Below are 12250 nucleotides of genomic sequence, written 5' to 3'. Positions count from 1 at the left end.
CCGGAAGCGGTGGCGTCCTGGGCGTCGGTGCGGCCCTTGGCGCTCCTGGCCCTCTTGGCGTCGTCGGCCGTGGGGGGGGGGGGGGGGGGCGCCCCCCCCCCCCCCCCCCCGGCGGCGGGCCCCCCGGGGGGGCGGGGGGCGGGGGGGGGCCGGGGGGGGGGGGCCCCCCCCCCCGGCGGGGGCCGCCCGCCCCCCCCGCCCTGCGGCCGCTTCCTTACTTCAGGTGCAGCTGCTGACCCGGGTAGATCAGGTCGGCGTCCTGGACGATGTCGTCGTTCAGCTCGAACAGCTTGGCCCAGCCGCCCTTGACGTCGTTCTCCTCGGCGATCGAGCTGAGGGTGTCGCCCTTGACGACCTTGTACTCGCCGTCGCCCTTCTTGACCTTCTTGCCGGTCGGGGTGGTGACGGTCTTCTTCTGGGCCGGACGCTCGGCGGAGCGGGACGCCTTCTGCTCGGCGGAGCGCTCGGCGGTGGAGCCGGTGTCCTGCTTCGGCGCGCTCTGCTGCGAGCCGCCGCCCTGGTTCTGGGTGGAGCCGCCACCGGTGTACGCGGCGCCGGACAGACCCTTGCCGCACACCGGCCAGGCACCCTTGCCCTGGCCCGCGAGGACCTTCTCGGCGATCTCGATCTGCTGGGCCTTGGTGGCCTGGTCGGCGGTGGAGGCGTACTTGGTGCCGCCGTAGCCGGCCCAGGTGGAGGCCGAGAACTGCAGACCGCCGTAGTAGCCGTTGCCGGTGTTGATGGACCAGTTGCCGCCGGACTCGCACTGGGCGACGGCGTCCCACTCGGCGGCGGTGGCGGCGGAGGCGTTGCCGGCCGCCATCAGCGGGGCGGCGACGGCGGCGCCGGTCACACCGGCGATGGCGATGGCGCGAGTGGCCTTGGACGGACGACGGTGCTTGCCCTTGCCGGAAAACAGCATGGTTGGATCCCCTCACCGACGCCTACGAGGTGAGCTGTCGGGTTCGGGCCGGTTGAGTTGCCCGGCCACGTCCCTCACGGGACGCGGCTTCACCCCAAGCCGCATGCGGTGTCAACCACCGGATCCGGCACCTACCTTGGGTCCCCCGCTCCTGCCTACGGCGCATGACGCGACGACTGTTCCCGTGCTGCCACTGGCAGGATTCGGCGTGGCGGCAGCCGGGGCCCGCGATGGCGAGCGGTCCTGACCGTAGACACGCGTCCGGCGGAATTTCAAAGACGATCACGGCTTCTGAGACCTATGTCTCACAAACTTTAAACCGGACATTCAGTGCGAATCATGACGTCAACTGGCCTCATCCGGAGGGCTTTTCGCCCGCCCCTTTCGCCCGGAACGCCCCCGGTCATAGCGTCCGACCGGGGGCGTTGCCGAGCAAGTGGACTATTGGACCTACTGGTTCCACCCCGACAGCGAACTCTCCCCCGTCGCGGACGGGGAGGCGTCGGGCGCGCCGGAGGGTTCGGCCGGGACGGAGGGCGCGGACGGCTCAGCGAGGGACCAGGCGAGGGACCACAGGCCCCCCACGCCGCTCACGCCCGCCGCCGCGTCCAGCACGCCGCGCGCGGCACCGGCGGCCGGAAGGGTGTCCGCGGCGCCCGCTGCGGCCTCCTCCGGGGCGGGGGCGCCGCGGTGGCGTCCGGTGCCCTCGGACGGCGCGCCGGTGGACGCCGACGGAACGTCACTCTTGTCCGGGTTGGCCGTTTCCGTACCGTTCGCGGATGGGGAGGCGGCGGACGGCGAGGCGGGAGCGGACGGCGAAGCGGTCGACTCCTCGGCCGACGCGCCGGACGACCCCGGGTCCGCCGTCTCGCCCGCCGTGCCCGCCGTGCCCGGGGTGCTCTGCGACGGCGAAGGCGTGGCGGAGGCCGAGGCGGACGGGGCGCCGGACGGGGTACCGGACTCGGACGTGCCGGGCGCGGCAGAGGAGTTGCCCAGGCCCAGCGAGCCCAGGAGGCCCTCGCCGCCCGTGCCGGACTCGTCCTGCCCGGCGGCACCGTCCTTCTTGTCCGGCTGGAGCCCCGCGATGAGCCCGCAGGTCGCCCAGTCGCCGACACCCTCGGCGGCGAGCGCCTTGTCGGCTATCTCGATCTGCTGGCGGCGGCTGGCCAGGTCGGCGCTCGCCGCGTACTCGAGCCCGCCGTACTGCTCCCACTTCTCCTGGCTCATCTGGAGGCCGCCGTAGTAGCCGTTGCCGCTGTTCTCGCTCCAGCTGCCGCCGGTCTCGCATTCCGCGATCCGGTCCCACGTCTTGCCGTCGGCCGCGCTGGCACTGCCGGCCGCCAGCAGCGGGAGAGCGATGGCGGAGCCGGTGACTCCGGCCGCGACGACGAAAGCCGGTGCCTGGCGGGGGCGACGGTGCCGACCGTTCCCGGAGAGCATGCGGAGACCTTTCACACGACAGCAGTTGCCGGCGCGGCGGACACGAACGCACGTCCGCCACGCTGTTGATGGGTGAACGTATCGGGAAGGATCTCTTGTCACAAGTTAATGCCGCGCAGATCACGTGAAGATCACAGAGTGTGAGACTGTGTCACGTTTCCGCTGGTCGGATCGGGGGCAGGGCGACCCGTCCGGTTCGCTCAGCTTTGCGGAGGACTGAATTCCACCGGCAGGGTGCGCAGCCCGCGCATGATGAGCCCGCCCCGCCACCGCAGTTCGCCAGGATCCACCGCCAAGCGGAGATCAGGCAGCCGCGTCAGCAGCGTGGCGAGCGCGGTCTGCCCCTCCAGACGGGCCAGCGGAGCGCCCAGGCAGTAGTGGATGCCGTGGCCGTACCCCAAGTGGGGGTTGTCACGCCGGCCGAGGTCGAGTACCTCCGGCCCGTCGAACCGCTCCGGGTCCCGGTCGGCGGCGGCGAGGACCACCAGCACCGGATCCCCCGCCGCGATCCGCTGCCCGCCGATGGTCACCGGCTCGGTGGCGAACCGCCACGTCGCCAGCTCCACCGGGCCGTCGTAGCGCAGCAGTTCCTCCACGCCCGTCTCCAGCAGCCCCCGCTCCCCGGCAGCCAGCGACTCCTGCAAACGGGCACGCTGCCCCGGGTGGGTGAGCAGCGCCAGGGTGCCGTTGCCGATCAGGTTGACCGTCGTCTCGAAACCGGCGAACAGCAGGATGAACGCCATCGCCGCGGCCTCGTTCTCGGTGAGGTGCTCACCGTGGTCCGAGGCCCGGATGAGACCCGAGATGAGGTCCTCGCCGGGCGCGGGCTCGGCGGGCAGGGCCGCGCGCTTGCGGTGGATGAGATCGGCGAGATAGCTACGCATCTTCTTCACCGACCGGGCCACCCCGCCCCGCGGGCCGCCCTGATGACGGATCATCATGCCCGCCCAGTCCCGGAAGTCGTCCTGGTCCTCGCGGGGCACACCGAGCAGGTCGCAGATGGCATAGATGGGGAGCGGGAACGCGAACTCGTGGATCAGATCGGCCGAACCCCGCGCCGCGAACCGGTCGATGAGCCCGTCGGTCAGTTCCTGCACCCGGGGCGCGAACTCGGCGACCCGGCGCGGCGTGAACGCCTTGCTCACCAGACGACGCAGCCGGGTGTGGTCCGGCGGGTCGATGTTGAGCAGATGCGTCATCAGCTCCGCCTTGCGCTCCCCGGGGATGCCGGTCTTGCCCTTGGCGTGCGCGGGTTCGTCGTGGTGCGCCGGATTCTTGGAGAGGCGGTGGTCCGCGAGGGTCCGGCGGGCGTCGGCGTAACGGGTGACCAGCCACGCCTCCACCCCGCTCGGCAGACGCGTCCGGTGCACGGGCGCGTGCTCCCGCAGCCAGGCGTAGGCCGGGTAGGGGTCGGCGGCGAACTCCCAGGTGAAGAGCTCGGGCATGGGGGGCACGGGGGGCACGGAAGATCCGGGAGCCGCGGCGGGGCACCCGGAGGGTTCGGGGGGGTCGGGAGGGAGCTGGTCGGTCACGACTCGACGGTATCCGGGCGGGGGCCGGGGGTCCCCCTCCCCTCCCCCCCACCCTCCCCGTCCCCCTGCCCCACCCCCCTACTCCGCGCAGCCCTCCCCCGATCCCTACTGGCCCGCCCAGCCCGCGACCCCTCCGAGCCCCCGGCCCCTACGAGCCTCCCGACCCTGCCGAGCCTCACGATCCCTCGGCCGCCTCCGCCCCCTCCGCCGCCCGGACCGCGTCCCGGTAGGCGCGGGCCGCCGCGCGCAGGGCTGCCTCCGGGTCGGTGCCCTCGGCCTCGGCGCGGGCCGCGAGGGCGAGCAGCTCGTACCCGATGCCCTCGCCCCGGGGCAGCGGCACGTCGAGACCCGCGGTGCGCACCCGGGAGGCCAGCTTCGCGGCGAGGGCCAGACCGGGCTGGCCGAGGGGGATGCCCTCGGTTATCGAGGTGCGCCGCTTCTCCTCGGCCTTGGTACGCAGCCAGTGCTCCTTGACCTCCTCGGGGGTGGTCGCGGAGGCGTCGCCGAAGACGTGCGGGTGCCGGTGGATCAGCTTGGCGACGATGCCGCCGGCGACGTCGTCGAGGGAGAAGGGCTCGTCGGGGTGTTCCTCGGCGATGCGGGCGTGGAAGACGACCTGGAGGAGGACGTCGCCCAGTTCCTCGCGCAGTTCGTCGCGGTCGCCCTCCTCGATGGCCTCGACGAGTTCGTACGCCTCCTCGATGCCGTACTTGGCGAGGCCCTGGTGGGTCTGGAGGGACGACCACGGGCACTCGGCGCGGATCCGGTCCATGACCTGGACGAGGTCGAGGATGCGGGCGCCCGGCAGGTCGTAGGAGCCGGGGAGCAGTTCCAGTGCGGGCATGCTGACCCGGCCGCTGCCGGCCAGGCGGGCCAGGCCGTCGGTCAGTGCGGGCTCGCCCTCGCCGGTCGCGACGACCACCACCGTGCGGCCGCCCGCGCAGGCGTCGACGAGGTCCTCGGCGGCCGGGGCGGTCCGTTCGACGGATATGCCGGCCTCCCGCAGGTAGGGCAGCTGTGGGTGGGCGCCGTCCGCGCACAGGACCCGGTCGGCGCCGTGGAGGGCCTGCCAGGCGGGCCAGGACAGCAGGCCGGGGGCGACGCGGTGGGTGGTGGTGAGCAGGACGATGCGGCCGGGGTCGGCGGTGTCGGGGCTGGCCGGCGTGGCACTGGTTGCGTTCACGGTTCGAAACTAACGCACGGCGCCGACGGCCCCCGGAGGTTGTCCACAGGGCAGTCGGCGCGGTCGTACGGTCGTACCGCCGGTCGTTCCACCGGCCGTACCGCCGGTCGTTCCGCCGGCCGTTCCGCCGGCCGTTTTGCCGTCGTGTCCGGCGGGGCGGGCGGGGGCGGTCAGGCGGTCTGGGGGGCTCCGGCGTTGGTGACGTCCCGCACCCAAGGGGTGGTGGCGTCGACGCGGCTGCTCTTCTCGGGGTCCCAGGTGCCGTAGCGCGGATTGAGGTCGATGTCGAGTTTCTTGCCGGCCGCGGAGAGGGCCTGCCAGAACTCGGGCCTGCTGGTGTCGGTGCCCAGCTGTTCGGCCAGCTTCTGGGCCGTGACCTGGAGGCGGAGGTTGTCGTCGAGGCGCTGCGGGGGGATGCCGTACTGCTGCAGCCAGGCCGCTTCCAGTGCGTCGGCGCCGCCGGCCTGGTCCTGGAGTTCGGTGCGCAGCTGTTGGACCTCGCGGTCGGTGACGGTCACCCCGGCGTCCTGGGCGGCGCGTTCCAGTACCTGGTCGAGGACCATGCTGTGGAGGGTGTCGCGGGTGAGGCTGCCGGTGCGGGCGATGGCCTGTTCGTACTGGGCGTCGTCCGGGACGGCGGCGCGCTGGGCCTCGCGGACCTCGTCGACCCGGTTGTCCAGCTGCGCGATGGTGATCCGCTGGCCGCCGACGACGGCCGCCGCTCCTGGATGCGCCTCGTTTCCGCAGGCGGTGAGCAGGGGTGCCGCCACGGCGAGCGCGGCGGTGAGGAGGAGCGCGGTGCGACGACGGCGGTGCAAGGAAACCTCCTGAGGAGCTTGTGCGGCGGTGCACAAAGTCTTGCGATGATCGATGGTAGGCATCGGCCAAGCTCTGGCCAACCCATTCGACCAACGATTCACCGGGACTTCCGGCACCGCCGCGCGCCCGCCGGCGGGGCCCGCCGCGCCCGCGTCCGCTATCCGCGCACTTGTCCCAGCCATTGCAGTGTGCGGCGGACCTCGGCGGCCAGCGGGTGTGCCGGGCCCTGTACGCGTTCCACGTCGTGCAGCAGCCGCATCAGTGTGCTGTGGGCGGCGGCGCGGTCGCCGAGGGCGAGCAGGAGGTGTCCGATGCGGCGGCGGACGTCGTGGGCGAGCTGCGGGTCGCCGGAGACGTACTGGTTCTCGAAGTAGGCGAGCAGCGACCGGTACTCGGCGAGGGCGGCGGCGGGTTCGCCGAGCTGTTCGAGGCACTGGGCGGCCTCGTAGCGGTAGCGCAGGGACTGCGGGTCGGCCTGGCCGGCCTCGGCGGCGCGTTCCTCGGCGAGGCGGCGCAGTTCGGGCAGGGCGCGCCGGTACTGGCCGTCGTCGAGGAGGGTGGCCGCGTACTGCTTGCGCAGGGTGCGCACGACCGGAGAGTGCTCGCCGTGCTGTTCGGCGGCGACGGGCAGGATGCCACCGAGGATGTCGACGGCCTGGGTGATGCGGCCCTCGCCGAGGAGGCGTTTGACCTCGTCGACGGCGACGGCGACGTCCGCCTTCTCCGCGGCGGGCGTGGGGGGTGTGGCGGGGGCGGGCTGGGGTGCGGGGATGCGGGCGCGGTCGGGCCAGGGCGCGTGCGGGCGCAGGAAGGGGCGGGTGGGGTCGAGGGGTGATCCGGTGGGCGTGCCGCGGGAGGGCAGCAGCAGGGCCAGGTGTTCGTAGACCTCCTGGGCGGAGGCGGGGCGGTGCTGCGGGTCCTTGGACAACAGGCGCAGCACCAGCGATTCCAGGGCTTCGGGGACCTCGGGGCGGAGCCGGCGGACGGGTACCGGCGGTTCGTAGAGGTGGCGGTGCAGGACGCCGAGGGCGGTGGAGCCGGCGAACGGCACGTCGCCGCTGAGCAGTTCGTGCATGAGGACGCCGAGGGCGTAGAGGTCGGTGTAGGGGCCGACGGCGCCGCCCATGGCCTGTTCGGGGGCCATGTAGGCGGGCGAGCCGATGGGTGAGCCGGTGTGGGTGAGGCGGGTGGTGTCGCTGTCCATGACGGAGGCGACGCCGAGGTCGAGCACGGTGATCGTGCCGTCCTGTTTGACCATGACGTTGCGCGGCTTGAGGTCGCGGTGGACGATCGGCACGGCGTGCACGGCGCTGAGCACGGCGCACAGTTGCGCGGCCACCGCGACCGTCCACTGCCAGGGGTACGGGTCGTGTTCGGCGAGGTGGTCGCCGAGGTCGGCGCCGTCGATGTACTGCATGACGAGGAAGAGTTCCTCGCCCTCGCTGCCCGCGTCGTGGACGGTGACCAGGCCGGGGTGGTCGACCTGGGCGGTCACCCGGCATTCGCGCACGAAGCGGCGGCGCAGCTCATCGGCCTCCTGGCCGGCCACCTTGTCGGGGCGCAGCAGTTTCACCGCCACCCGCCGGTCCAGCCGTTTGTCGTAGGCCGTCCAGACCTGTCCCATGCCGCCCTGTCCGATGAGTGTGGACAGTTCGTAGCGGCCGGCGACGACTCGTCCCGCCGTCACGCTCACCTTCCGCTGTCGTGGTGGCCGCCGGGGCCGTGGTGGCCGTCATGGCCGTCGTGTCTGCGCAGGTAGTCGCTGAGCTCGTCGAGTTCCGCCCGTACCTGGTCGATGCGCTGGGGTGCCGGGGGCGCTCCCGTGGGCGGCGGGACGGGCGTGGCCGGCCCGGGGTGCGGGGTCTGCTGCGGGGGCACCGGGGGCGTGGGGTGCTGCGGCATGGGGGGATGTCCGGCGGCCGTGGTCGCGTACGGGGACGGCGGCGGCGTCGGCTGGGGGTAGCCGTAGGGGGCCGTGCCGTGTCCCAGGGGGCCGGGGTAGGGACGCTGCCGGCTGTGGAGGCGGATGTCGACGGTGAGGAAGTAGGCGCCGGCGCCGGCGCCCATGAGGAGCAGCAGGGCCAGGGCGAGGTCGGTCCGGGGGTCCGACTCCGGCAGCGAGCCGATCACCATGAGGAAGGTGATGGACAGCGGGATGCTGGCCCAGGAGGCGACCCAGTCGAGGGTCCGGCCCCGCAGCAGCGCCACCCGGAACAGGGGGACGCAGGTCAGCAGGCCGCACGAGAGAAATCCGGCGGCGGTGATCAGTACGCGCAGGGTGATCACCGTTGCCGCGCTGCGAGGGGGCTGCGGCGCGCCGTGGCCGTACATGACTGCTCCTGAACCGGTGTGGCCGACGAGGACGGTAGTGCGAGTGTCGAAGCTCGGTCGAGCCACGAGCGTATAGGCCGATGGGGACAACCGGTCCCGCGTTGTACCGAACCGTTGTCGACCCGATCACTTCCGTCATCTTCCCCTGCGGCGGTCGGGGGTGGTTCTCGGGCCCGGGTGCGGGGCGCGGTCCGGGGCGGCCGGGGGACGGGCCGATGCCCGAACGGGCGGCGGGGTGGCCGTCCGGCGCCCGTTCCGGGCCGGCAGCCCGCCCGCTTCCGGGTCGGTTTCGGTGTCCCTCCCGCCGCGTCCGCTTCCGTGTCCGCTCCGGCGCCCGTCGCCGGACCCGCCCCCGTGCCCACTCCGGCGCCCGTCGCCGCGCCCGCCCCCCGTGCCACTCCGGCGCCCGTCGCCGCGCCCGCCCTCGTGCCCACTCCGGTGTCCGGTGTGTACGTGCCGACCGGGGCACGCGCGGGGGCCGTTCAGTTCAGCGCCTCGGGCGCCGTGTCGTGCGCCGCGTCCGGCGGTGCTCAGTCGGGGGTGACGGTGCCGTCCGTCAGGCCGTCGTAGAGGCCGCGGACCAGTTGGTCGCCGAGCCGGCCGGCGTGCCGCAGGGTCCGCTCGAACTCGTCGAGGGCGCGGAACCTGGCGCCGTAGCGCCGCTGTTCGTCGAGCGGGAGCCGGGGCAGGCGCAGGCGGCGCACGTCGAGGCGGGTGGCGGTGGAGGCATAGCTGCTGGCCCGGCGGTGGTTGGCGGTGCCGCGCAGGAACCCGGCGACGAACCACGCGTCCAGCGAGGCCGGGTCGGGACGCAGGAGGACCAGGTTGCGGCCCAGGACGGCGCCGGCGGCCGCCGCGTCGACGACCCGGGTGACGGCGCCGCCGCCGAGCACGGGCACGACGATGTCACCGGGTTCGGTGAGCACCGGTTCGTCGTCGCTCTCCGGCAGCGTCCCGGAGGGTCCGGTTCCGGCGAGGACGTCGTGGTCGGTGAGCACGGGCACGCGCGCGGGCCCGCCGTTGCCGCCCGTGCTCATCAGCAGTGCGCCGGCGCGCGCGAGTTCGCCGACGGTGGTGGAGGGGCGGCGCGCGAGGGGCGCGGGCCGGGCAGCCGTCCCGGCGGGCGGAGGGTCCGTCTGCGGAGTCCCGGTCTCGGGCGGCGCGGGTGCGGCGGGCGGCGGGGTGAGGCCGACGGCCAGCCGCAGCGTCTCGGTGAGGCGGTCCCGTACGGCGTCGAGGCGTCCGGCGTCGTCCGCGGGGGTCGCGGGCGGCAGGTGGCGGGCCGGAGCGAGGTCGACGTCGTCGTCGAGCAGTTCGAGGACGGGCACCGACCGCGCGAGGCCGGGCCGGGGGGCGAGGTGGCCGGCCCGGTCGAAGTCCCGCCAGGCGTCCAGCACCGTCTCCCGCACGCCCGGCCAGTCCGGTCCGCCGCGGCCCTCACCGGCGAAGGATGCGGTGTCGGCGAGCAGCACCTCCGGCACCGCGGGCACCGGTCCGGGACGGCGCAGCACCCACACGTGGAGCGGGATGCTGTACGGCGGTGCGGCCCCGGCCGGCAGGGCGATCACCGCCCGCAGGGCGCCCCGGCGCAGCAGGTCGGAGCGGATCCGGCGGCCGGAGCGGCGGGACGCGGCGGCGGGCGGCATCAGCAGGACGGCGGTGCCGCCGTCCGTGAGCCGGGCGAGCGCGTGCTGCACCCAGGCCAGTTCGGACTCGGTGCGGGCGGGCAGGCCGTACTCCCAGCGGGGGTCGTAGGCGAGTTCGTCGTGCCCCCAGTCGCGTTCGTTGAACGGGGGGTGGCACAGGACCGCGTCGACGCGGACGGCCGGGTGGGCGTCGGCGCGCAGGGTGTCGCCCGTGCGGACGTGAACGGCGCCGCGGGTGTGCAGGGCCAGCCGCAGCGCGGTGAGGGCGGTGAGTTCGGCCGAGGTGTCCTGGGCGTACAGCTCCTGGCCGGGGCGGTGCGTGACGGCGCGCAGCAGGGCGCCGGTGCCGCACGCGGGGTCCAGGACGGTGCGCGGGGGGCCGGCGGAGGCGGCGAGGCCGGCCATGAGGTCGGCCAGGCCGCCGGGCGTGAGCGTGTACTGGCGCGGGTTGGCGTCGAGGTGGCGACCGAGGAGGAACTCGAAGGTCTGCCGGGCCCCGATCTCGGCGGCCAGTTCGGCGGCGCCCCGGAGGAGGGGGACGGAGGGCAGAAGCCGGGGGGCGGTGGGAGGCGTGAGGGCAGGCGCGGGGCCGGGTGTGGCGCCGGGAGCGGGGGCGGGGCCCGGGCGGGTGGCGACCGCCTCCTTCAGCTTCTCGGGCAGCAGCGCGGCCAGGCGCTCGTCGGGGCCGTCGCTCACGTCCAGCCACAGGGTGGGGCGGTCGTGGATCAGCAGCAGCGCCCAGCCGGCGTGGAGCAGTGCGGTGACCGGGTCCGCCGGGTGACCGGCGAGGTGCTGCCAGACGCGTTCGCGCAGGGGGACCTCGGCGAGTTTGCCGTGCCGGCGGAGCCACTCCTCCACCTCGGCGAGGGCGAAGGCCGGGCTGGTCCCGGTGCCGCCCACGGGCCGGGGGAAGTCGGGGTGGCGGCGGCGCCAGTTGCTGACGGCGGCCCGGCCGACGCCGGCGAGCCGGGCGATCCCGGCCGCGGTCACCCGGCCGGGCCCGTCCTGCATGGGACCGTCCCGATCGGGACCGCCCTGTCCGCGGCCGTCCTGCCCGGACCGTTCCCCGGCCCCGGACGCGGCCCCGGTCCCGGACGCGCCGGGGCCCAGGGGCGGGCGCTCGGCCGGCCCGTCGTCGTCCGGCCTCCCGCCGTGCCGCCCGTCCGGCCCGCTCACCCTCCTGCTGCCCTGCGTGTCCGGCACGTGCCCGGCTCCCCTCGTCGCGGTGTGGCGCAGAGCATACCGACGAACGAACTTCACCCGCCTTCACAGCCGTGCACTACCCACCTTCAGTGAACCATGTTGACTCGGTTCACAAGCTCTGCTGTCATTGACCCGACGAACACAACGGCCGGATCGCCTCCCGTCGTTGCAACGTCGTCGTCACGTCTCGTTGTCACGTCCCGTCGTCACGTCGTCATGCACGTCGTCGTCATGCAGCCCGTGTCGCGTCGGCACACCGCCGCGTCGTCACACCTCCCCAGGTGTCCGCCAGGTGCCCGTCGTCGCGGCGCCGCGCCGCCGCGCCGTCCGTCACGTCGTCCTCATCGCTTCGAATCAGGGGATCCCCATGCGTCGCACCGCAATCGCCGCCGTCTGCCTCGCCGCCGTGGCCACCGCCGGTCTCACCGGGTGTGGCACCCAGCAGAAGGACGGTTCACCGTCCGGCTCGCGCTCACAGGGGGCGGCCAAGGGGGCGGACCGGGAGAAGGAGCCCTTCCCCGGGCTCAGCGGCGGCGAGATCACCGAGCGCGCCCTGAAGGCCACGACCGGCGCCGAGTCGCTGCGTATGCAGGGCGACATGCCGGACGAGGAAAGCGGCGGCACCCTGCACATCGACATGTCCCTGAACAAGAAGGGCGACTGCGCCGGCACGCTGTCCTTGGACGACCAGGGCACCGCCGAGCTGATCAAGACCGGCGACAGCATCTACATGAAGTACGACGAGGCGTTCCTGCGGGCCCAGAGCGAGGGCGAGCCGAAGGGCCAGGTGGACGCCACCGTGGCGATGCTGGCCGGGAAGTGGACGAAGATGTCCGTCCAGGGCGCCGACGCCGACGACGTCGCCGCCTTCTGCGACCTCGATGTGATGCTCGGCGGCGCCGAGGACGGTTCCTCCGACGCCACCCGCGGCAAGACCACGACGATCGGTGGCAAGCGGGCCCTCACGCTCAGGGAGCGGGACGGCAAGGACGACTACACCTTCTACGTCGCCACCGAGGGCGAGCCCTACCTGCTGCGGCTGGACAACGCGTCCCCCGAGGAGCCGGGGTCCGTCACCTTCAGCGCCTTCGACGAGCCGGTCCCCGCCCGCAAGCCGTCCGGCCCGGTCATCGACCTGGACGCGCTGGGCTGACCGGCCCCGGCCGGCCCCCCG

The 12250-nt window shown here is 74.1% G+C and carries 9 protein-coding genes and 1 riboswitch; of the genes, 1 reads left to right on the top strand and 8 read right to left on the bottom strand.

Translation table 11 applies throughout. The features are described 5' to 3' along the window. Positions 1-214: 214 nt before the first annotated feature. The 8 genes from ACIRPP_RS08270 to ACIRPP_RS08235 all read right to left on the bottom strand — a co-directional run bounded on the left by ACIRPP_RS08270 (position 215) and on the right by ACIRPP_RS08235 (position 10884). Positions 215-922 (bottom strand): transglycosylase family protein, encoded by a 708-nt coding sequence (locus ACIRPP_RS08270; protein WP_403639026.1) that lies wholly within the window; start codon positions 920-922, stop codon positions 215-217. Positions 923-926: 4 nt separating this feature from the next. Continuing rightward, a riboswitch (cyclic di-AMP (ydaO/yuaA leader) is annotated at positions 927-1095 on the bottom strand. 277 nt (positions 1096-1372) lie between these two features. Next, on the bottom strand, positions 1373-2362 hold the full coding sequence (locus tag ACIRPP_RS08265) for a transglycosylase family protein (RefSeq protein WP_403639024.1): 990 nt from the start codon (positions 2360-2362) through the stop codon (positions 1373-1375). A 200-nt stretch (positions 2363-2562) separates the two neighbouring features. Beyond that, complete coding sequence (locus tag ACIRPP_RS08260; protein WP_403639022.1) at positions 2563-3807, bottom strand: cytochrome P450; 1245 nt, start codon at positions 3805-3807, stop codon at positions 2563-2565. A 262-nt stretch (positions 3808-4069) separates the two neighbouring features. Then, positions 4070-5077 (bottom strand): nucleoside triphosphate pyrophosphohydrolase, encoded by a 1008-nt coding sequence (locus ACIRPP_RS08255; protein ID WP_403639020.1) that lies wholly within the window; start codon positions 5075-5077, stop codon positions 4070-4072. A 170-nt stretch (positions 5078-5247) separates the two neighbouring features. Beyond that, a complete protein-coding gene (locus tag ACIRPP_RS08250) occupies positions 5248-5895 on the bottom strand; it encodes a SurA N-terminal domain-containing protein (RefSeq protein ID WP_403639018.1) in 648 nt (215 codons plus the stop codon). 158 nt (positions 5896-6053) lie between these two features. Then, complete coding sequence (locus tag ACIRPP_RS08245; RefSeq protein WP_403639181.1) at positions 6054-7547, bottom strand: protein kinase; 1494 nt, start codon at positions 7545-7547, stop codon at positions 6054-6056. A gap of 38 nt (positions 7548-7585) precedes the next feature. Beyond that, complete coding sequence (locus tag ACIRPP_RS08240) at positions 7586-8227, bottom strand: hypothetical protein (RefSeq protein WP_403639016.1); 642 nt, start codon at positions 8225-8227, stop codon at positions 7586-7588. Positions 8228-8757: 530 nt separating this feature from the next. Beyond that, positions 8758-10884 (bottom strand): N-6 DNA methylase, encoded by a 2127-nt coding sequence (locus ACIRPP_RS08235; protein WP_403639014.1) that lies wholly within the window; start codon positions 10882-10884, stop codon positions 8758-8760. A 559-nt stretch (positions 10885-11443) separates the two neighbouring features. Between ACIRPP_RS08235 and ACIRPP_RS08230 the strand changes: the two genes are divergently transcribed. Next, complete coding sequence (locus tag ACIRPP_RS08230) at positions 11444-12229, top strand: hypothetical protein (protein ID WP_403639012.1); 786 nt, start codon at positions 11444-11446, stop codon at positions 12227-12229. Positions 12230-12250 lie beyond the last annotated feature (21 nt).

It is taken from the genome of Streptomyces sp. NPDC101219 (assembly GCF_044767675.1).
In the GTDB taxonomy this organism is placed as follows: domain Bacteria; phylum Actinomycetota; class Actinomycetes; order Streptomycetales; family Streptomycetaceae; genus Streptomyces.
This window is presented reverse-complemented; position numbering and strand designations above follow the sequence as displayed.